This window comes from Vibrio ostreae (assembly GCF_019226825.1).
GTDB classification, from domain to species: Bacteria; Pseudomonadota; Gammaproteobacteria; order Enterobacterales; family Vibrionaceae; genus Vibrio; species Vibrio ostreae.
In genome coordinates, this window is sequence record NZ_CP076642.1 from 684,264 (window position 1) to 706,539 (window position 22,276).

The window sequence follows — 22,276 nt, forward strand, 5'->3', positions numbered from 1 at the left end:
GTTATAAACCACCTGTTAAATCCAGATAGTTACCCGTTGAAAACGTCGATTTTTCAGATGCTAACCAATAAATTGCTTCAGCGACCTCTTCAGGCAAACCTCCTCGCTGAAGTGGGATTTTGCTTTTTAACCTCTCTATCCGTCCAGGCTCTCCTCCATCAGCATGCATATCTGTGTAAATTAATCCGGGACGAACACAGTTAACCCTGATTCCTTCGGCAGCCACTTCTAACGACAAACCTTTTGTTAATGTGTCAATCGCTCCCTTTGATGCAGCATAATCAATATATTCATTTGGAGAACCAGAACGTGCAGCTCCCGAAGAAACATTAATAATAGCACCACCTAGCCCGCCATAACTCTTTGACATTCGTTTGACGGCTTCACGACTACACAAAAAATAACTGGTTACGTTATTGATAAGAATGGCATTGATTCTATCAGCGCTCATTTCTTCTAATCGCATCTGTTTCTGTAGGATACCGGCATTGTTTACTAGTACGGTCAAAGAACCTAACTCTTTGTCAACAGTATCAAACAAGCGAAGCACATCCGATTCTTGAGATACATCGGCCTGCACTACAATGCATTTGCCTCCTTGAGATGTAATGTCCTTAGCTAAGTAGGTTGCAGCTTCCGAGTCAGACTTATAATTGATGCATACTGCGTAACCATTTTGAGAAAACAATTTTGCAGTGGCAGCACCAATCCCCCGCCCCCCACCGGTGATAATTGCTACTTTTTGATCTTCCATGTTTACCTTGAATCTGAATAAATTATTAGCTGATTCTAACTAACTTCGTTACTGAATTGTAAAAAAATACAAATGACGGCCATGTGTATCTTCGGACAATTTAGGTAGCGAAAATCTTAATGATAGGATAAGAACAAGTGTCAGCTCTGAACTACAAAAGGGTAAAAATAATAAGCCAGATTCGCCCTGAACCTGGTTCAATGAAAAACGAGTACCATTTTTAATTGTTCATTAAATTTAACCGTGGGCGATATAACCGATAGAATAGATGTCGCCGCTCATTTTCTCAGCTAACTCTGGTTGACTGAACCACGAGATACTCACCGTTTCCCAGGAGGTAAAGTTAACACCATGAATATCCGCATCCTCACAGACCTGATGGTCTATACATGCAAGCGAACATTTTGAATTTGGTATTGTTGGTTCATCCTCGATAAACCACATCCTGACTTCCGGTCGACCAAATTGCTCACACAATCCGTTAAATCCTTCACTTCTCAGAAAAGTCACCATAGAGTGATGATCTTTCCATACGTAAAATGGAGCATAACTGTTGCTGTTGGAATAATATTCAGCATCTTTTCGTGCATAAAGGTAGGCCTTAAAAACTAAACCGGGGTATCCATCTAACAAATTTCCTTTTTCTCTGATACGAGTTTCTATTTTTTCCATCGGATAATCCGATGGCAGAACGATTCTATATTGCATTGCTATCATTTTATTGTCCCCACGGCATCTTTCCATGATTGACTAGAAGAGAAAGACCAGTATTTAATTCCATTGAATTGAATACTATCTTCTTTACTGACCTGTACACACAATAGCCCTACCGTTAGTTGATGAAATTGTAGAACGAGTTTGGCAAGCAGTTCCATTAAGTGTTTTTGTTTTGTATCCATATATTTTTCCTAGCTGATTTCGTCGACTGGAAAAGAATAAGTTGATTTTTTAATATAAAAAATCAAAACTATTTTGATTAATGATTTTGAAATTTAGGATGATTGAATATGCGAAGTCTGGATTTAGATGCCTTACGATGTTTTGTCCTAGGAATTGAGTTAGGCAGTTTTGCAACTGCGGCTGAACGACTTAATCGTTCACCTTCTGCAGCCAGCGCCCAACTAAAAAAGCTTGAGCAGCAGTGCCATACACCATTAGTGACCAAAATCGGCCGACACCTGGAGCCTACTGAAGCAGGTGAAATCATTCTGGCTTATGCCCGGCGCATGCTTCAGTTAAATGACGAAGCTCTGAACCAGTTAGTGGAAAATTCATTGACGGGAAAAGTAGTTTTTGGTTTACAAGAAGATTTTAGTGATGTGCTATTGCCACAACTGTTAGGTGTATTTTCTCGCTCACATCCAAACTTACAATTGCAATCCATTGTTGGGCGCCATCAGGAGCTGATGGATGGCATTCAATCTGGTGAGTTAGATTTTTCATTAGGCTGGAGAGGTGAGAAATCGGCGCCATATAGTGAGCTTCTGGCAGAATTACCACTGTACTGGTTTGGGCCAGCAAACAAATATTTTAAAGAACCTATTGATACCTCAAAACCTGTACCATTGGTTATGCTTGATGGCGCTTGCACGATCAGACAACAAGCCACAGCAGCATTAGATCGAGATGGAATTCCGTGGAAAATCACCTTTGTTGGCCGAAGTCTGAGCAACTTATGGAGTGCTGTTGATGCTGGATTAGGAATTACGGTGCGCTCTTCTTTCAGTCACCCGAATAATATTAGTAAGTTGGATGGTTTACCGACACTAGGAAAGCTTAGGTTGTGCCTCGATCGTAACCAATATAAGTTAGAAAAAGTACAAAGCCAGTTATATGACGAATTAAAACAACAACTTATTCTTTATCTCGAAAAACAAACTGATTAAATTAGCGCCAAAGAGTCTTTTCATAGCGTACATCGGTGCCAGTTTTTTGCTGGATGCACTGAAACGTCCGTGGGCAACAATTTATCAGTGACTTTGCTACATTTGAAAATAGCAAACAACCTTAGGTCTAGAAAAGCTGTTTAAATTGGGATCCAATAATAATGTATCAGATCAACCTTCATTGCGTTGTGAGTGTCGACTTGTTGGCAAATATACTCGCAACGAAATCCATGAAAACAACGGCTCGTTTGGGAAGAAGGCGATTGGCCAGATAAACAGCTTGAATGGGCACTGGTGGAGCTGTGTAATCACTCAGTAGTAGTTGAAGATTACCATTTTTCAGTCCTTCCTCGTATAGCCATTCTGGGCCTTGGGCGATCCCTAGTCCTGAATTTACACATGCACGTATGGCTTCCGGAGAACTCACTCGCAACCTCCCAGAAACAGGGATATCTTCTCCCTTAAAATGCCATGTGGATCCCGTTGACAGCAGAGTATAAATCAAGCAATCGTGCTCTCTCAGTTCATTTGGCGTTTTGGGGATGCCCCGTTTGGCCAAATAAGCTTTGCTTGCCACACACACCCGTTCGAACATTGCCAAACGGCGCGCCCGCATTGCGCTGTCGTCCAGATGACCAATGCGAATCGCCAGCTCAGCCCCCTCGTCGACTAAATTGACATAGCGATCATTAATTTGGAGATCGAGTGTCAATTCTGGATAACATTCCAGAAAACTTGCTAGATGTGGAACCAAGAATGTATGTGCCAGTGCCGTCGGACAGGCAACCCGCAATAACCCAGATGGAGCAATGTTATCCCGCAATGAGGACTCGGATTCCTCCACGGCTTCAAGAATACGCCGCGCCTCTACATAATAGCGTTCTCCTTCTGGAGTCAGAGCAAGTTTGCGGGTTGAACGGTTAAGTAATCTGGTTTGTAGGTAATTCTCAAGCGCTGCAACATAACGGCTGACGTTAGGTTGCCCTAGCCCCAAATCTCGCCCAGCCGCCGAAAAACTTCCAGTCTCAACCGTGCGAACGAAACACGTCATCAACAATAATCGATCCATTCAACAGTCCTGTTATTTATGCATATTTAGCATGAGTCATATTCGAAAAATCCATCTTATCTACGGTTATACATAAACCTATAGTAAAGCTCCTGCCGATCAGCGAATTGACTGATCCAGATAACCTCTAGGAGACTTTATATGTCCAAATTACAAGGCAAACGCACTCTTATTACCGGTGGAACAAGTGGTATTGGTCTTGAGACCGCTAAGCTTTTCCTTTCAGAAGGTGCTCGTGTAATTGTTACTGGCGTTAACCCTGATTCTATCGAAAAAGCGAAAGCGGAACTGGGTAGCGATGTTTTAGTACTGAGCGCTGATTCTGCTAACGTGGATGCACAGAAAGAGCTAGCTCAGGCTGTTAAGGCTCACTTTGGTGAATTGGATATCGCTTTCCTAAATGCTGGCATATCTGTCTATATGCCAATCGAAACGTGGACAGAAGACAATTTCGACCGCATTTTTAACATCAATGTTAAAGGTCCTTATTTCCTGATGCAGGCATTACTGCCCGTGTTCGCGAGCTCTGCATCCGTGGTCTTTAATACATCGATCAATGCTCACACAGGGCCAGTAAACTCTTCTGTTTATGGCTCAACCAAAGCGGCATTACTTAATATGTCGAAAACACTTTCTAACGAGCTAATTGCTCGTGGGATCCGCATCAATGCAGTAAGCCCTGGCCCAGTTGATACGCCGCTTTACGACAAAGCGGGTATTCCAGATGCTTACTATGACCAAGTAATGAAAGATATCGTTGCAACAATCCCCGCTGGCCGTTTTGGTAAGCCAGAGGAAGTGGCAAAAGCGGTGCTTTATTTGGCTTCCGACGATTCAGCCTGGACCGTGGGGTCGGAAATTGTGATTGATGGCGGTAGCTTACTTTAACTCAGTCTGAGGTATGTCTTCCGCTGTTGCCACAAGCTAAGGTCTCGTTGTCATTTAGATAACCCCGATACCGATCTTCCTATAGCACTTCCTCTGGAAAGCCCGTCAACATTTGTTAGCGGGCTTTGTTCTCGTTAGGTCCTCAATGTCACTCTTTCATTGCCTGTCACTCTTGAACGATGGCGTGCACTGCGGTAATCCGGGATCAATTCCCGTCATGGCAACAGAGATATCCCAGAGTCGACGAGCAAGTGCTTCATCCGTTGCCCGCGCTGTGCGACTAGACTCCCCAGACACACCTCGTATACCGCCAAAGCCAATCGGCCCATAATAACCACCGGATAGTACTGGAGCGGTTGCGGCCTGCAGCGTGGGCCAAGCGCCCTGTGCGGCGTTGTTGAGCAATAAACCCACCAGTGGCAATAGCATTTGGATAGGTCCCATATAACGACCAAGATTGGTCGCAGCTAATCCCGGGTGGCAGCCGACCGCGGTGATTGATGAGCCAGAAGCACGCAGACGACGATCCAGCTCAAACAAAAATAACGCATTGGCCAGTTTACTGGCAGCATAACGCTGTGTTCGGTTGTAGCTCCTCTCAGCATTAAGATCATCCCAATCTATGCTCGCATGTCGATGGGCTATGCTAGAAGTCACCACCACTCGGCTCCCTTTAGTTTTGGCAAGTGTAGGCAGCAGAAGAGATGTGAACGCAAAACATCCTAGATGATTAACGCCAAATTGAAGTTCATAGCCTTGTTTGGTATGTGTCAAAGGCGGGGTCATCACGCCTGCATTATTGATTAGTACATCAATACGTGATTCTTTCGATAATTGACTAGCAGCCTCACGGATACTATCAATATTGCTCTGATCGTAAGGCAGAAAAGATAGATCGGCAGTAGGGCTTAACTGTTGAATTTGGGCGATGGCTTGCGTCGCCTTTTCCTTTGACCTACAAGCCATAATAACCCGAGCACCACGTGCAGCGAGCACTCGGGCGACTTCAAAGCCGATACCTGTGTTTGCTCCGGTGACAATGAAACATTTGCCCGATTGATCAGGGACATTGGCTTCCGTAAACCCAGTTAACTTTGACATATTTTCACACTTCCTTATTGAGTGGATGCCCACTCACTTTTAAGTAAAATCGACTTGGAAGTCCTCTTCCTTTATAGAACAACGCCTGCGTAAAGTAATAACGCTACGTCTGAGCGATATGCGTCAGACAGACGACCAACGTCGCAATACAATACTGGCATTCACTCCACCAAACCCAAACCCGTTTGACAGTGCATGCTGGATTTGCATTTTACGCGCGTGCAAGGCAACCAAATCAAGGCCATCCGCTGCCGTATCTGGGCTGATAAGGTTTAACGTTGGCGGAACAATCTGATCGCGAAGAGAAAGCACGCTAAAGATAGCCTCAATCCCTCCGGCGGCGCCCAATAAATGACCGGTACTCGACTTAGTTGACGTGATAGCCGGGGAAGAACCTTCACTAAATACCGCCTTGATAGCCGCCAGTTCGCTTTTATCGCCAACTTGTGTAGAAGTCGCATGGGCGTTGATATGCTGTATCTCGTGTGGATCAATACCTGCTTGTTTGAGCGCTTTTTTCATGGCGCGCTCGGCACCATTACCGTCTTCTGGGCCTGCGGTTAAGTGATATGCATCAGCGCTGGTACCATACCCAACAATTTCAGCTAAAGGCCGAGCCCCCCTAGCTTGTGCATGCGCCAACGACTCAATGACCAGCAATCCCGCGCCTTCAGCCATCACAAATCCGTCCCGGTCTCGATCAAACGGGCGTGAAGCCTGTTGAGGATTATCGTTAAAGCCTGTCGATAGCGCGCGAGCAGCAGCAAAACATCCGAGAGTAACTCGGTCAACTGCGGCCTCTGTTCCACCGCATATTGCAATATCAGCCTCGCCACTGCGAATCATCCGAGCCGCATCCCCTATAGCCTGAACCCCAGCGGCACAAGCGGTGACGGGGGCACCCAATGGACCTTTAAATCCATATTTTATGGAAACTTGCCCTGCAGCCATGTTGGCTAAAAACGAAGGGGCAGTAAAAGGTGATAGACGACGGGGGCCACGAGAGTCTGTTGTACGAACCGCCTCGGCTATAGCACCGAAGCCTCCGACACCAGAAGCGATAATCGTAGCGGTTCGTTCTTGTTCCTCTTGCGTAACCGGGCGCCAATTAGCTTGTGTCAATGCTTCTTCGGCAGCAACCAGGGCAAATTCGATGAAGCGATCCATCTTTTTCCGTTCTTTCGTCGCAATGAAATGATCGGGGTTGTAGCCAGCGAGTGGATCTTCTTCCAAGCTGGGGACTCGACCTCCCACCGCTGTTCCTATGCCAGCCGTTAACTCATCGGACAATATCCGAATACCTGACTGCCCAGCTAATAAGCGCTGCCATGTTGCCTCTGTACCAACCCCTAAGGGACTTACGGTCCCCATTCCTGTGATGACAATTCTCATTTCTTCAGCTCTGTTCATGGATGACCTCTAGTGTTATTTCCTTTTACATATGGCTCGATAGTAGGCAGTCGCATAAGCTTCTTTGCATGATACGTTTCTCAAGCGTTTGACCTTATCTTGAACCAAATCGAATACATGGCAGGTAAGAAAACCAATGTTAAAACGGTTCCGGCAAACGTCCCACCAATCAGCGTGTAAGCCAATGTTCCCCAGAACACAGAGTGTGTGAGTGGAATAAAGGCTAGAATTGCGGCCAACGCTGTAAGGATTACAGGGCGAGCACGTTGAACCGTAGCTTCAACGACTGCATTGAGCGGGTCCAATCCGGATAATTCGTTATGACGGATTTGGCCAAGTAAAATGAGCGTGTTACGCATTAAAATGCCAGACAATGCTATCAATCCAACCAATGCATTAATGCCGAACGGTTGCTGGAACAAAAGCAAAGTAGGCACCACACCAATGAGTCCCAAAGGACTGGTTAAAAACACCATCACCATGCCGGCAAATGAGCGCACTTGGAGGATGATAATCAGTAGCGTGATAGCAATCATGATGGGGAAAATCGGCAACATGGCGACACTGGCCTTGCCTGATTCCTCTATAGAACCCGCTTCCACAATGTGATAGCCGCTAGGCAATTTTTGTATAATAGGTTGTAACTGCTGAGTAATAACATGCGATACGTCTGGCGGTTGTAAGCCTTCGGCAATATCACCGCGCACAGTAATCGTTGGCACCCGATCTCGACGGCGCATGATCGGCTCTTCCATTCTTATCTCAACATTTCCTATCTGGGATAAAGGAATACGTTCCCCGTGGACACCTGCTAACGTGAAGTTTTCTATTTGAGACGGATCAAACCGTGTTTCGCCCGATGAGCGAGCGATCACCTGAACAGTACGAATATCTTCCCGCACACTCGTTACGGGAACACCGTTTAACAAGAACTGTAACTGTTGAGCGACACTACTGGAGTTCAACCCCAGAGCCTGAAGTCTGTCCTGCTGCAATGAGAAATGTACGGTAGGCACACGAGTTCCCCAATCTGAGTTCACAGTGCGCATCATGGGACTTGCTTTCATAACCTGTTGTACTTCATTCGCAATGTCGCGCAATGTATCTGGATTAGGACCGGTTACCCGATACGCCACTGGAAATGGTGAGTAAGGGCCGAATACCAGTTGAGTCACACGCACTCTTGCTTCCGGCGCTAAACCATCAGCGATAGCTAGGCGCAGACGATGTTTTAACACCTCGCGCTCTTTTTGGTTGTCAGTACGAATAACAATTTTGGCAAAAGAAGGATCAGGGAGCTCTGGGCCCACCGAGAAGAAGAACCTTGGCGCCCCTTGACCGATATAAGTGGTCACAATCCTGGCTTCTTTTTGTTGCGCTAACCACTGTTCAACTTTGGCTGCAGCAGCGCTGGTCTGAGTGATGGAAGTACCGTAAGGCATCTGCACTTCAACCAACACTTCCGGTCGGTCAGAAATAGGGAAAAACTGCTTCTTAACGACCGACATCCCCAGTACAGCGATAACAAACAGGCTTACGACTGATAACGCTACCCACCATTTTTTAGCAATGACCCGCCCCAGAAACCGGCGGAATTGGTTGTAACGTGGCGTATTATAAATTGCGCCATGCCCACCTTCGACTTTCTTAAAGTCGGGCAATAGCTTCACCCCCAAGTATGGCGTAAATACCACTGCCACAACCCAGGATGCGATGAGTGCTGTACCGACGATCCAGAACATATTGCTGGTATATTCACCGGCAGCAGAACGTGCAAAACCGTTGGGCATAAATCCAACCGCGGTAACCAGTGTTCCTGATAGCATGGGAGCTGCAGTCAGACTCCAGGCATAGGATGACGCGGCGATACGGCTATAACCTTCCTCCATTTTCACCACCATCATTTCGATAGCAATGATGGCGTCATCCACCAGTAACCCCAATGCCAGAATCAAAGAGCCGAGCGTGATACGGTCAAAGTTCTTCCCCGTCGCCAGCATGACAACAAAAACAATGGCAAGCGTTAAAGGCACAGCCGCAGCAACAATAATACCTGGACGCCATCCCATACTCACAAAGCTTACCAGCATCACAACAGCCAATGCCGCGAAGAATTTGATCATAAACTCATCGACTGCCGCATGAATGTTCACGGCCTGATCGGTTACCTTGGATAGGCTCATACCCAAAGGCATTTCGGCGTTAATCCCGCCAACTTCCTCGTCAAGCGATTTGCCCAGATCAAGGCCATTCCAGCCATCACGCATAACGATACCCAGTAACAGCGCGGGCTCGCCGCCATTACGGACCATGAATGTAGCCGGATCTTCATAACCGCGCTTTACCGTGGCAATATCTGACAGCTTTAACGTCTGCCCTTTCACAACAATAGGGGTATCGCGTATTTTTTTTAAGTTGTCGAAAGCCCCGTCCAAACGAATAAAAACTTCTGGTCCTTTGGTTTCAACCGAACCTGCGGGCGTCAGCACGTTTTGATTGTTGAGCGCAGCAAAAACTTCTTGTGGACTTACCCCTAATGTTGCCAAACGTTCATGAGAAAACTCCACATAAATACGTTCTGGCTGTTCACCGATAATATTAACCTTTTTAACCCCAGGGACATGAAGCAGACGTTGGCGCAGAGATTCTGCATCACGAACCAGTAATCGTTGCGACTCGCCTTTGGCTTTGAGTGCATACAGCGCAAAAGTCACATCGGAATATTCGTCATTAATGAATGGCCCCATGACACCAGCAGGAAGATTACGAATTTCGTCGCCGATTTTTTTGCGGGCCTGATAAAACTGCTGCTGAACTTCAGATGGAGGCGTTTTATCCAATAAGGTCAACGTGGTAAAGGCGAGTCCCGGACGCGTGAAGGTTTCGGTACGGTCATACCAACTTAGCTCCTGCATCCGTTTTTCGATCTTCTCGGCAACCTGCTCCTGCATTTCCTGAGCAGTCGCTCCGGGCCAGGCGGTGACAATTGTCATCACCTTGATGGTAAAAGAAGGATCCTCAGCGCGGCCTAGCTTAAAGAATGAGGTTACGCCAGCAATAGAAATCAACAGTATGAGAAATAGCGTGACGGCGCGTTCACGTACTGCGAGCGCGGAAAGATTGAAACGACTCTCGCTCATGGACGCGATCCCTCTGCAACAGACCCGGAAGAAGAAACCGCAACTCGCACCTGTTCACCGTCGCGTAACAGATGAGCGCCGAGAGCGACGACTTGAGCACCATTTTGGATTGAGCCACTAACAAGCGCAGAATCATCGTCAAGATCTATAACCGTGACGGGATGCCAAGAGACTTTGGCTGGCTCGCCATCGACACTCCAAACGCCAGTTCCTTTACCCGCATCAAACAACGCACCAATCGGTACTTGCAACCCTGTTGTTGAAACGGAACGTTCGTTGGTTACGTTAATGGTAACGGTTGAGCCCAAAGGCGCATTTTGCAGTGCGCCGTTAAGCACATATCTTGCTTCAAAAGTACGGGTGGCGGGGTCTGCGGCATCTGAAAGCTGTCTGAGCGTTGCAACCGACGTCATATCAGGACGGCCAAAAAGATGAGCTTGCCCAGGGGAACCCAATGCAGGACGCAAGGTTTCAGGTAACTGGATCACCGCTTCCCGAGCTCCTGCATGCGCAACTCGGACCACTATCTGACCGGCGCTCACAACTTGTCCCGGCTCAGCAAGGGTTTCAACTACGGTCCCATCAGCATCGGCAACAAGATCCGTATAATGGGTAGCATTGATTGCTACTTCCGCTTGCGCTTGGGCTGCACGAAGCTGAGCCTGTGCGGTATCCGCCGCCGCTTTTACTTCATCATAAGCAGAATCTGATATAGCCCCAGTACCGCGTAACTTTCGGTAACGAGCCTCATCTTCTGCCACTTGTTTGGCTCTTACCTTAGCCGCTACAACAGCTTCTTGTTGGGCGTGAGCGGCAAGTTGCAGGTCGATAGGATCAAGCTGCATCAACACTTGTCCCTTTTTCACAACCTGTCCGGTATCCACCAGGCGTTTTAGTACCTTACCTGATACACGAAAACCAAGGTCGCTTTCTATTCGAGCCGCTATGACACCAGTGAAAGAGCGCGATTCGGCGCTGGACGCACCGATCGTAACGGTCCGCACCAGAGGCGCTTCAGTACGGGGATCGGCTTGCTTTTCTTCACCGCAAGCCGTTAAGGCCAGCGGTAAAGCAGTGATAATTGCGATTTTCAGTATGTTGTGACGAGACATACATAAGCCTCCATGAAGGACTGTTCAGGAGTGCAATTATCATTCTAGTGACCAATTTAGTCAATAGTCACTTTTAGACTACGGAGCAAGACTGCGAAGAACCAGATTAGAGAGCTGTACCGGGGCCTCTTCAATCACGTCAAAATTGTATTGCAGCATAAGAGGATTCATATAAGGTCGCATGACAAGATAAATAGCTGCCGTCATTTCATCTAATGGTGTTTTACGCTCAAAATCCCCTGCTTGGCGCCCTTCTCGAAGAATTTCTTGCAGTAACGCCTTGATGTTTTGCTCATACTGAATGGTTGCCTGCCAACGTTCAGCGGCAGCGGATGCTGCAATTTCATAGAGCTTTTGGTCTTGAGAAAATAAACGAAAGCTTGCCTGAACAATTTCTTTAAACATCCGACGCAGCTTCTCTGGCGCCTGATCAACATCTTCTATCGCTTTTCGAACATCGGCCTCAATCCCACCTAAGCAGTTTGTACAGATACTTTCGCCAATAGCCTGTTTAGAAGAAAAGAACTTGTATATATATGCCTTTGAAAAACCAATTGATTTTGCCAAATCTGAGACAGTGGTTTTACCGTAACCGTAGCGGCTGAAATGTTCTGTGGCGGCGATAACTATCTGATCCCGCACATCATGCGCGACTGGGCCTCGCTTCAAACTGGAGTGGTTATATTCGTCATTCATAGCCTTATCTCTGACTTTCATTAATTAAATTGTAAATTCTAACCCTTCATGGATACGATAACAACGAGTGAATAAATTGTAATTTAGTCACACTCGCTCTAAAGATAATCCTCCGTCCGCAACAAGTGGCTACTATCGCCGCTTCCCTCAAAACTTGATGGCGAGGATTCCAAGAAGAACAACTTACAGTGATAGCCAAACTAGGTCGAGGGCGAGAGTTGGTTGAACTTACGTTGCCACTGCAAGCTCAACGCAGTGGGTAGACGCCACCAAAACAATCCAAGTAAGGTTAATCGCCAAGACCATCAAAGGAAAAGAAGTCCGTTTATTAACGTCTATGACGAACGCAACGAAATATCCGGGAGCAGATATAGCGGAGCTTGACAGTCATCGTTGTGAAATTGAGCTGGGATATCGTGGAATGACACAGGACATGCTTCAAAATCAGCTTACCTGAGAAGTAACACTCCAGAACTCGTGACACAAGAGTTTTGGGGAATGTTGATGGCCTATAACTTATTGCGATTCTTGATGTATCAGAGGGTTTACGTTATTTCTGTGACCATTTTCCTCTATGGATTAGCGAATTGATGTCTTCCCGCGGTAACCAGCCAAATTGTTCCAGCTCGGGTTTGTCATTGAATTTCGATACATAGCCGAGGCACAGATAACCGATGATTTCGATTTCCTCCGGAATATCCAGCGTATCGCGCAAGACCTCATCATGAATAATACTCACCCAGCCAAAACCTAAGTTTTCCGCACGCGCCGCCAGCCACATGTTCTGGATCGCACACACGGTACTGTAGAGGTCCATTTCTGGTTTGATGGTCCGGCCAATTACCACTGGGCCATTGCGTTGGCGATCGCAGGTCACACAGATGCCGAGCGGGGCTTCCATGATACCTTCCAGCTTAAAGCTCTTGTAGGTTTGTTGCTTATCAGCGGCAAACTGCTCGGCAGATTCCGCACTGGCAGCTTGGTAGCCGGCCTTAATTGCCTGCTTGGTATTAGGATCGGTGACCAGGATAAAATCCCACGGCTGCATAAAGCCTACGCTCGGTGCGTGATGCCCGGCCATGAGTATCCGTTCTACAACCTCATCCGGTATCGGTTCAGGTATAAAGTCGCGGCGCACATCGCGGCGCGAAAAAATTACTTTATACAGGGCATCTCTCTCGGTTTCGTTAATTCTCATAGTCACCTCGTAACACGAAGCGGGGATTCTGCAATTAACGCGAGCATATTACTACTTTTAATCTCCAAAGCAGCCAACTTTAATGACCAAATTAGCAATAGCACCTTTCAATAGCATCAATTATCAGCGTAAAGGCAAGCCTTTTGCCCCCAAGGGCGGAGGCGTGTCTTCTCTTGCCGACGACGCTTTGATTTCCGTTCGGTTACGGCCGTTATGTTTCGCCTGGTACAGTGCATCATCGGCGTTTTTCAGGATGGCATTGATGGGTTCACCGGCGCTGTCCCAATAAGAGACACCAATCGAAATGGTGACCTGCCCTACGGCGTCAAACGGATAGTTTTCAATCGTTTTACGAATCCGCTCCGCGGCATTAAACGCCTGGTTTACATCGGTCTTAGTGAGGAAAGCAATAAATTCTTCACCACCCGCCCGGCACACCACATCGTTATCACGCGCCTGTTTCTTAATTATCTGGGCGACGCTTTTGAGCAGTTCGTCCCCGACATCATGACCAAAGGTATCATTGACTCGTTTGAAGTAATCCACATCCAAAGCCAGCACTGCAAACGGGGTATGCTGCCCACACAGGCGGTCAACGGCTTTCTCTAAACCACGGCGGTTGAGTAAACCGGTCATCGGGTCGGTCAGTGTATCGTTCTGCAGTTGATCTATGGTGTTAGACACAATACCCAACGCATTAAGGAAGGTGCGCTTCAGATGCGAGGCTTCAAAGTACCACGGTTTTATCTGGGTCAGATCATCCATTGCCGCGGAGTGACTGTCGAAGTTTCTCACCGCGCTCGCCAGTTGCCATAACGGTTTGGAAATGAAGAACGCCGAGATCCAAATAATCAGCAGGGTTAGCAGGGCGATTGGCAGCGTTTCCAGAACAACATTCCACATCTGCTGATCCAGAGTGGAGAGGGTCAGCTCTTTGGGGCGCTGGGCGACAATGCCCCACCCAGCGAGGGCTACAGGAGCGTAACCCGCCAGCATTTCGAAGCCCTGCGAGTTCAACATAGTCTGGCTGCCCTTTTCACCTTCCAGTACGGTATTAATTGCCTTGTTGTTCACAATCACCTGGCCGACTCTGCGCTTATCCGGATGGTAAATCAGTGTATGCCCGCGGTCGACAACATACAGATAAGAACCGTCTTTATAACTGTGTTTTCCAAGTAAGGTGGTTAAAATGTTCTTCTGTTCCAGATAGATACTACCTGCCACATAGCCTAAGTAGTCACCATTTGCGGCAAAAATGGGATAGGAAATACTGATGAGGTAGTTGCCGGCCGGTGAAACGAACGGATTGGTCACGAGCGGCTCTTGTGAGCGCAGGGATTGCAAAGCCCTGTCGCTGGTTAAACGTATCCCTTTCACCTCAATGGTTTCGGGCGAAATGGACACGATCACGCCGTCAGCATTGACGATAAAGGCGGAGTTAAAGGAATCGGTCTGGTTTTTCAGCCGATCCACTTCCTTGCTGAGGAATTTAGTGTCCTGCATTTCCGTGCTGAGCGACTGGGCACTGTATTTAAGCTGCGACATGGCCGAATCGATAAATGCATCCGTCATTTCTGCCATTTTTTCCGCGTAAACACGATTGGATTCCAGCGTGTTATTGATGATCAGATCATGCTGTACGCGATAAATGGAGTAAAACGCATTAAACAGGGTCACCACTACGCTGAATACACACAAAACCAGGATCAGTTTTCCCAAATTTAATTTATCCAACATGTGCCCACTGTCTCCATCTTTCGCTGGCCTGTCACTGGCCTTTGCACCCAATCTAAACGACTCCAGCTGAACCTGCAACTAATGTCTTATAACGTCTTTTTCTCAATTCGAAACCATTGCAGCTTGTTAACAATTTTAAGATTGGATAAGCGCCTCCCCAAGCCGAATGATGGCGACCAAGTTCGGTATTTTAACGCCGTAAACCCTGATTTATCGCAATCAACGCTCTACCTGATAAGTTTTCAGAGCGCTTTCAACCTGACTCTCTGGCGTAGTATCGGCAAAAAGGAAATAACTCGGCGCCTGCACTTTTGCCACTGACTCAACGCGAATTTCAAAGATGCTCTGTATCGGATAACGCTCATCCGCCATCTGACGCAAGTGCGTTAAATACCCTTCCCAGCAGCTGTCCTGCGCTTTCACCACTCGCGCGATACCCTGCACTTTGAATCCGCGTTGCTCAAAGATATCGATAAATGAGACGCACACTTTGGCATTGGAGAATATATTCTGTTCACTTTGTGGTGATGCGATATTGGCGATCAGCATCAGCTCGTCGTCGACAAAAGTAAACATCTCTTTGGGTGAAACATTGGGTGTGGCATCCGCATCCGTTGTCGCCAGCCAGCACAGCACACTTTTTTGTGCATATTCCCTAAGGTTCATCATCATCTCCCGTTCGCTTTGTGGCTCTGTCGTTCTGCAGTTCTAGGCGAGTAAAATTGCGCAAAATACATTCAAAACCATAGATTAACGTCTGGCCAGATACAATATGCCATGCTTAAAGTTATTTTAACTTTTGCAACCAAGCACATATTTTACGTGCAATAACATGATTCTTGTCAGTGTGACTTTGATGAGGGTGCCATCTTGCAGTCACCAGACAGGTTGATAAGTCAGCTGAAATCAGAGCGGCCGCATGCAAAACCCGATGCAAATGACCAAAATTTTACTTGAGCCCCGTCACGCCCGGCCTTACACTGCGAGCTTGTTATTGAAGTAGGCGCTGTATGTCCTGGCACATGATTCGTATTTTCTGGTTATCGCTGATTGCGCTGGTTTTGCCTGCGCAGGCCTTGGCGTCGCTGGATAATAACAAATCAGCATCAGGTAAAGCCGCCGCAACGCTGAGCGCGCTGCTACAACAGAGTGACGAGCCAGAATCTCCGGCCCAGCCTCAGGCACCACAGAGCGAAACCCATCACGCCGGATCCAAAGCGGCACTGATCAATTCTGTTCGCTGGGCCCGGAGCGCAGGTTATAACGGACGAGAAGGCTATAACGGACGAGAAGGTTATAACAGCTACGATGGCGACCCGGATCTGCTTGATACTGTCGCGTCCTTCTATCCCGTTACCGATCCTCACCAGACAATCCATCTGGCGCAGTCGACTTCTCCTGCTCCATATCAGGACTTTCATTCCTCCTATCGTCTTTCCGGCTGGAAAGAGACCAATGCCATGTATGTGGCGTTAAACAGCCAGTATTTCTGCTGATATTCCCGAAACCATTATCGGCGCCTGATAACACGCGCTGATCATTCCAGCGTTGCATGATGTGCTCGTACCCAGCGCAGTGCCGAATACGATATTCATTGCACTGACGTAACAAGCCCTCTTCAACGCTGCACATTACCGCTTTTAAACTCGGCTCGTTTGCCGAGGGGATATCTATGAAGAAAAACCCAACCAAAGCACCAAAACGTGTGCTTAACCACTATTCGGCCTGGAAATACGTGGTGCTTGTCGTCACCGTGGTGGTGCTGGCCCTGAGTGCAATTCCAACCTGGTATGGCGAGCAACCATCGATCCAGATTCAGTCATCACAACCTAACAGCACTTTGTCTGATGTAACTTCCGTCAACCGGTATCTGAGCCAGCAAGGCATTCAGGCGCAAAAAATTACCCAGCAAGGCGACAGTCTGGTGCTGGTATTTGATAACGAGACCGATCAGGCCCATGCCCGCAAAGTGCTGGATACGCAGCTCAGCGCCAATGACAGTATTACTTACTCTTATGTTTCGGTTGCGCCGCAATGGCTGCAGAATCTGGGCTTTAATCCGATTAAGCTTGGCCTGGATTTACGTGGCGGCGTACAGTTTTTGCTCAATGTGGACGTCGATAAAGCATTCCAGGAGCAGCGCGATACCATGATTGACGAGGTCAAAGATATGCTGCGCAGCGAGCGCCTGCGTGGCGTACGTGTCGCTGCGCAGGGTGTGGAGGGATTGCAGGTTGATACCCAGTCAGATGAAGCGCTGGGCAAAATTACCACTTACCTGAAGCAGAACTACACCGGTTGGGAAATCAAGCGTCAGTCAAATACGCTCAGCGTGCTGCCGACCGCACAGAATAAGCTCGATTTTCAGTCTGCGACGATTCAGCAAAACCTGAAAATCATGCGTGACCGAATTGAAGAACTCGGCATTACGGAGGCTCTGGTCCAACGCCAGGGTGAACACAGCATCCGTATCGAACTGCCGGGTGTTCAGGATCCGTCCCAGGCAAAAAATGTGATTGGTGCAACCGCCAGCCTGGCATTCTATGAAGCCAAAACCGGCGACGAAGCTTTGTCACGCGATAATCTGGTACTCAAGGATAACGACGGTAAAGCCGTCGTTCTCAATAAACGTCCGGTTCTGACCGGCGATCACATTGTCAATGCCCGTGCCGGGGTCGATAAAATGGGCTTCTCTGAAGTCAACATTTCTCTCGATCATGCTGGCGGCAAGGTAATGAGTGATTTCTCCGGCAAACACATCGGCAAACCGATGGCGACCGTGTATCGCGAATACAAAACCAACGCGCGCGGTGAAACCGAGCGCAGCGAACGGGTAATCAGTGTCGCGACCATCCAGTCACAGCTGGGCAGTCAGTTCCGCATTACCGGAGCAGGTTCGACCGATGAAGCCCAGCAGCTGGCTCTGCTGCTGCGTGCCGGCTCGCTGACAGCGCCGGTCACCATTGTCGAAGAACGCACTATCGGCGCCTCACTCGGTGCAGAGAACATTCACAATGGCTTTGCCGCCCTGGCGTTAGGCCTTGCCATGACCCTGACCTTTATGGCGCTGTGGTACCGCCGCCTGGGCTGGGTTGCCAATACCGCGCTGGTGATCAACATGGTCTCTTTGCTCGGGCTGATTGGTCTGCTGCCGGGTGCAGTGCTGACCCTGCCGGGGATTGCCGGACTGGTACTGACTGTCGGTATGGCGGTCGACACCAACGTACTGATTTTTGAGCGTATCAAAGATAAGCTGGCTGAAGGGCGCAGCTTCGCTCAGGCGATTGATCTCGGCTTTAGCAGCGCGTTCAGTACTATCCTCGATGCCAATATCACCACCATGATCACGGCACTTATCCTCTACTCCATCGGTAACGGTCCGATTCAGGGCTTTGCTCTGACTCTGGGACTGGGTCTGCTGACCAGTATGTTTACCGGCGTGTTCGCTTCACGCGCACTAATTAATCTGATTTGGGGACGCGACGGCCGTCGTGATGTAAGGGTATAAATCATGCTTCAATTTCTTAAAACTCGCATTCGTCGTATTCGCTGCATCACCAGCCTGGTGTCTATCGCGCTAATGGTGATTTCTCTGGCCGCTTTTGCCATGCGTGGCCTTAATATGGGACTGGATTTTACCGGCGGTATGGTTACAGAAGCCGTGATCAGCCAGACGGTCACCAACCATGATTTACTCAATGTACTGCAGCCGGCATTGGGAGAGTCCACATCGGTCACCAAATCCGGCGAAGAGGGTCGCTGGGTGATTCGCTACCCGCTGGCAGCTGAAGGCCAGGCCGCAGCGGATATCAATCAGCTTCTGCACCAGGTGTCTGATAACGTAGACATCATCAGCAACAGTATGGTCGGATCGCAGGTCGGCCAGGATCTGGTTGATCAGGGCGGCCTGGCTCTGCTGATCAGTATGCTGTGTATCCTTGGTTACCTCTGTTTCCGCTTTGAATGGCGTCTGGCAAGTGGCGCGCTACTGGCGCTGATCCACGATGTGGTACTGGTACTGGGCTTCTTTGCTCTGACTCAAATGGAATTCAACCTGACGGTGTTCGCCGCAGTGCTGGCAATTCTCGGCTACTCACTCAACGATTCGATCATCATTGCTGACCGGATTCGTGAACTGCTGGTAGCCAGACAGGGCACGCCAACCGAGGAGATTAACGATCAGGCCGTTGTCGCGACGTTCTCGCGCACCATGGTCACCTCAGGTACGACGCTAATCACCGTTGCGGCACTATGGCTGATGGGCGGCGCGCCGTTGGAAGGTTTTGCAACCGCCATGTTCATCGGGATTATTTCAGGCACCTGGTCCTCGATTTCAATCGGTACCGTGTTGCCGGAATGGCTCAAACTTGAGCCTCGTCATTACCTGCCGGTGGAAGTGGATTTAGCCCCGTAAACCGGGTTAAACCTAAACAACCATATTGGCCTGTTAATCTCAACGGATTGCCAGGCAGCAAAAAGGGACATGCCTGATCGCATGTCCCTTTTTTACCACGTCAATTTTGCAATAAAGAAACGTTAGTTTTGAAATACCGGTCAGTGATAATCCGACTAAATAACTGTGATACATCTCTTGCTAAGAGAGGATATTTAGCGTAGCAATAACACTGCTTTTACAACAATCAAGAAAATAGCAATTATACTTCAGAGGTTTAACTACCACTTTTTGCCAAGGAACCCACATGGAAGCGACGCTAAAGATGACGACGCTGCAGACGACGATGCTACAGACGACATTGCTAGCCACACTATTTCTGTCACCATTAATCGAAGCGGAAGAACTGTCCGATTATGACCGCTGTCTGCTTAACGCCACTCGCGGACAGAGCGGTGAAATGACCATAGATGAAGTGCGTCAGCGCTGTGAACTTCCAGAGGAAGAAGAACCGACTGAGGAGCCGGAGCTGCTGACTCAACGGCGGGAATTAGAAAAAAGCACCGAGTTCCAGCCGTTTGTGATAACCCCACACAAGATGAACTATATTCTGCCGCTCACCTATACCGACAGCGTTAACCGCGAAGCTTATCAGGACACTGGCTGGGCCGAGGATCTGCGTAAAGCGGAAGCCGAATTTCAAATCAGTTTTAAAATCCCGCTGAATTACACCGATCTGCTGTTTGAAGATGATGCCCTGTTCTTTGGTTTCACCCTGCGTTCCTACTGGCAGGTTTACGCCGGTTCCATTTCGCGCCCTTTCCGTGAAACCAACTACCAGCCGGAACTGTTCTACTTCACGCCGACCGTTTGGAAACCCTTTGGCGGCAACACCTGGCTCGGGGTTGGCATTGAGCATCAGTCCAACGGCCAGCGTCAGGATCTGTCACGCAGCTGGAACCGTATCTACGGTTCATTTACCTATGAAAAGAATCGTCTGGCGGTCAACTTCCGCCCTTGGTGGCGTATTCCGGAAGACAGTAAGAGTTACGCCGACGACCCGGACGGTGATGACAACCCGGATATCCGTGACTACATGGGCAATTTCGAGCTCAGCGCAGTGTATAAATGGGACAGTGTGGCATTGAACTTCATGGGCCGGGAAAACTTTGAGACCCACAACGGCTACGCGGAGCTAGGCATGACCTTCCCTATCTGGGGCAAGGTGCGCGGCTATGCGAAATACTCCACCGGCTACGGTGAGAACCTGATTGATTACAACCATAAGCAGCAGCGTTTTGGCCTCGGGATCGCGATAACCGATATCCTTTAATCAGCGAGCATGCTCAAAGGGCTGAGCGACAACGCTAAGCCCTTTTCTGCTCGCCGTCGACAAGCAGGCACAATGATTAATACCATCAATCATTGTCCTGATAACATATAGCCAAAAGCGGTGAATTGACGTCTTTCCTCCCCTCTGCCCGGTAAGCACAGCCCTGCGATTAAAGGGACTGGCACACAGAACGCCCGAATCTGTGACTTTTACTTTCTTACTGACGGAATCTGTTTTAGTATTTTGATATTAAGTCTTGGACGACTAATCTCTCGCCTGCCCAAACTTAATCTAACACTTCATCAAATAAATACAGTAATTAGGAAATCATAATAATGGCGGCTTTTGGTAGCGTGTTCATGCCTAAAATGGCTTTAGCAACATACGAAAATAATCAATGGACTGACGCTCAGATCGTTTCATCAGACAGCATCTCACTGCATCCGGGCGCACACGTACTGCACTACTCAAGTACTTGTTTTGAAGGCCTGAAAGCATTCCGTCACGAAGACGGCAGTGTGCATGTTTTCCGTATGGATCAGAACGTTGAGCGTTTCTCACAAAGCAGCAAGTTGCTATCTCTACCTGAGCTGGACAAGGCGCAAGTCTCGCAGATGATCACTGATATCGTTGCAGAATTCGCTTCTGACGTTCCACAACCACCAGGCTCTATGTACATTCGTCCAACGCACATTGGTACAGAGCCTGCTATTGGTAAGGCGGCGGCAGCTTCCGTCTCTTCAATGATGTATATCCTGTTGTCGCCAGTAGGTGATTACTTCGCTGGCGGCGCACACGCTCTGCGTCTGCTGCTGGACGAAGAAGGTCAGCGCTGCGCACCACACATGGGTATGATCAAGAGCGGCGGTAACTATGCCAGTGCTCTGGCTCCAACTCTGGAAGCAAAACAAAAATATCAGGCCGACCAGGTTCTGTTTTGTCCAAACGGTTACATCACTGAAACTGGCGCGGCAAACTTCCTGCTGGTTGACGGTAACGAGATCATCACCAAAGCACTGGACTCAACCTTCCTGCACGGCGTAACCCGTTCAAGCATCCTGACCATTGCTAAAGATCTGGGCATGACGGTCACTGAACGAGAAGTCTCTGTTGAAGAGTTGCTGGAGCGCGCTGCTAAACCAGGAGTGGAAGCCATGCTGTCTGGTACGGCTGCAGTTCTGACCTCTGTCGGCACTCTGATCCACAACGGTAAAGATTACAAAGTCGGCAGCGGCGAGATTGGCCCTATCGCACAGAAACTGCGCCAGACACTGAATGATATTCAGTGGGGTAAAGCGCCAGATACCCACAACTGGCTGACTAAAATCGCTTAGTGTCGGGTTAGCCGTGTCGTTTGCCGGACAGGTCCATCACTTAAATCAGTCGTTCGTTTAAAGTGACTGACCTGACAGCCGTCATACGCCAACCACGAAAGCTCAAAAGCCCGCTGTCATAGCGGGCTTTTTGTTTTGCGCAATTTTTGCCTATTTGGCTAAGCTTGGTTTGCTTGATCACTCTTACCTTGTTTAGCCAATATACGTTTGCTTAGGCAAGCTTGA

The 22,276-nt window shown here is 48.4% G+C and carries 19 protein-coding genes; 7 read left to right on the forward strand and 12 right to left on the reverse strand.

The features are described 5' to 3' along the window. Position 1 precedes the first annotated feature (1 nt). The 3 genes from KNV97_RS02950 to KNV97_RS02960 form a co-directional block, all read right to left on the reverse strand. On the reverse strand, positions 2–754 hold the full coding sequence (locus tag KNV97_RS02950; RefSeq protein WP_136483910.1) for an SDR family oxidoreductase: 753 nt from the start codon (positions 752–754) through the stop codon (positions 2–4). A 237-nt stretch (positions 755–991) separates the two neighbouring features. Continuing rightward, positions 992–1,471: a DUF4865 family protein gene (locus KNV97_RS02955; protein WP_136483909.1), complete on the reverse strand. Its 480-nt coding sequence runs from the start codon at positions 1,469–1,471 to the stop codon at positions 992–994. Next, positions 1,468–1,653 (reverse strand): hypothetical protein, encoded by a 186-nt coding sequence (locus tag KNV97_RS02960; RefSeq protein ID WP_218562086.1) that lies wholly within the window; start codon positions 1,651–1,653, stop codon positions 1,468–1,470. Before KNV97_RS02960 ends, KNV97_RS02955 begins: the two co-directional genes overlap by 4 nt. 108 nt (positions 1,654–1,761) lie before the next feature. Between KNV97_RS02960 and KNV97_RS02965 the strand changes: the two genes are divergently transcribed. Beyond that, positions 1,762–2,640 (forward strand): LysR substrate-binding domain-containing protein, encoded by an 879-nt coding sequence (locus KNV97_RS02965; protein ID WP_136483907.1) that lies wholly within the window; start codon positions 1,762–1,764, stop codon positions 2,638–2,640. 178 nt (positions 2,641–2,818) lie between these two features. Here the strand turns inward: KNV97_RS02965 and KNV97_RS02970 are convergent, their stop codons facing one another. Further along, entirely contained in the window at positions 2,819–3,709 is an 891-nt protein-coding gene (locus KNV97_RS02970) for a LysR family transcriptional regulator (protein WP_218562087.1), read from the reverse strand. Positions 3,710–3,850: 141 nt separating this feature from the next. Between KNV97_RS02970 and KNV97_RS02975 the strand changes: the two genes are divergently transcribed. Then, complete coding sequence (locus KNV97_RS02975; protein ID WP_218562088.1) at positions 3,851–4,597, forward strand: SDR family oxidoreductase; 747 nt, start codon at positions 3,851–3,853, stop codon at positions 4,595–4,597. A gap of 156 nt (positions 4,598–4,753) precedes the next feature. Here KNV97_RS02975 and KNV97_RS02980 read toward each other — a convergent pair whose 3' ends face one another. From KNV97_RS02980 to KNV97_RS03015, 8 genes are all read right to left on the reverse strand, one after another. Then, the gene (locus KNV97_RS02980; RefSeq protein ID WP_218562089.1) at positions 4,754–5,698 is read right to left on the reverse strand and encodes an oxidoreductase; all 945 of its coding nucleotides are present in this window, start codon (positions 5,696–5,698) and stop codon (positions 4,754–4,756) included. Positions 5,699–5,821: 123 nt separating this feature from the next. Continuing rightward, the gene (gene fabF, locus KNV97_RS02985; protein ID WP_136483903.1) at positions 5,822–7,108 is read right to left on the reverse strand and encodes a beta-ketoacyl-ACP synthase II; all 1,287 of its coding nucleotides are present in this window, start codon (positions 7,106–7,108) and stop codon (positions 5,822–5,824) included. An 80-nt stretch (positions 7,109–7,188) separates the two neighbouring features. Then, positions 7,189–10,248 carry an efflux RND transporter permease subunit gene (locus KNV97_RS02990; RefSeq protein ID WP_218562090.1) on the reverse strand — a complete coding sequence of 1,020 codons (3,060 nt, stop codon included), beginning with the start codon at positions 10,246–10,248 and terminating at the stop codon, positions 7,189–7,191. Then, positions 10,245–11,360: an efflux RND transporter periplasmic adaptor subunit gene (locus KNV97_RS02995; protein WP_218562091.1), complete on the reverse strand. Its 1,116-nt coding sequence runs from the start codon at positions 11,358–11,360 to the stop codon at positions 10,245–10,247. Before KNV97_RS02995 ends, KNV97_RS02990 begins: the two co-directional genes overlap by 4 nt. Positions 11,361–11,438: 78 nt before the next feature. Then, positions 11,439–12,056, reverse strand: a complete 618-nt coding sequence (locus tag KNV97_RS03000; RefSeq protein WP_218562092.1) for a TetR/AcrR family transcriptional regulator — start codon at positions 12,054–12,056, stop codon at positions 11,439–11,441. Positions 12,057–12,606: 550 nt separating this feature from the next. Continuing rightward, the gene (gene bluB, locus KNV97_RS03005) at positions 12,607–13,254 is read right to left on the reverse strand and encodes a 5,6-dimethylbenzimidazole synthase (RefSeq protein WP_218562093.1); all 648 of its coding nucleotides are present in this window, start codon (positions 13,252–13,254) and stop codon (positions 12,607–12,609) included. 123 nt (positions 13,255–13,377) lie between these two features. Beyond that, a complete protein-coding gene (locus KNV97_RS03010) occupies positions 13,378–14,991 on the reverse strand; it encodes a sensor domain-containing diguanylate cyclase (RefSeq protein ID WP_218562094.1) in 1,614 nt (537 codons plus the stop codon). A gap of 219 nt (positions 14,992–15,210) precedes the next feature. Beyond that, on the reverse strand, positions 15,211–15,663 hold the full coding sequence (locus tag KNV97_RS03015; protein WP_168796974.1) for a pyridoxamine 5'-phosphate oxidase family protein: 453 nt from the start codon (positions 15,661–15,663) through the stop codon (positions 15,211–15,213). A gap of 338 nt (positions 15,664–16,001) precedes the next feature. Between KNV97_RS03015 and KNV97_RS03020 the strand changes: the two genes are divergently transcribed. The 5 genes from KNV97_RS03020 (at position 16,002) to KNV97_RS03040 (ending at position 22,051) form a co-directional block, all read left to right on the forward strand. Next, positions 16,002–16,487 carry a hypothetical protein gene (locus tag KNV97_RS03020; protein ID WP_218562095.1) on the forward strand — a complete coding sequence of 162 codons (486 nt, stop codon included), beginning with the start codon at positions 16,002–16,004 and terminating at the stop codon, positions 16,485–16,487. Positions 16,488–16,663: 176 nt separating this feature from the next. Then, the gene (secD, locus tag KNV97_RS03025; RefSeq protein WP_218562096.1) at positions 16,664–18,499 is read left to right on the forward strand and encodes a protein translocase subunit SecD; all 1,836 of its coding nucleotides are present in this window, start codon (positions 16,664–16,666) and stop codon (positions 18,497–18,499) included. A gap of 3 nt (positions 18,500–18,502) precedes the next feature. Then, a complete protein-coding gene (secF, locus tag KNV97_RS03030) occupies positions 18,503–19,405 on the forward strand; it encodes a protein translocase subunit SecF (protein WP_218562097.1) in 903 nt (300 codons plus the stop codon). A gap of 286 nt (positions 19,406–19,691) precedes the next feature. After that, a complete protein-coding gene (locus KNV97_RS03035; protein ID WP_407701880.1) occupies positions 19,692–20,717 on the forward strand; it encodes a phospholipase A in 1,026 nt (341 codons plus the stop codon). A gap of 335 nt (positions 20,718–21,052) precedes the next feature. Next, positions 21,053–22,051 carry a branched-chain amino acid aminotransferase gene (locus tag KNV97_RS03040; RefSeq protein WP_136483894.1) on the forward strand — a complete coding sequence of 333 codons (999 nt, stop codon included), beginning with the start codon at positions 21,053–21,055 and terminating at the stop codon, positions 22,049–22,051. Positions 22,052–22,276: the final 225 nt, after the last annotated feature.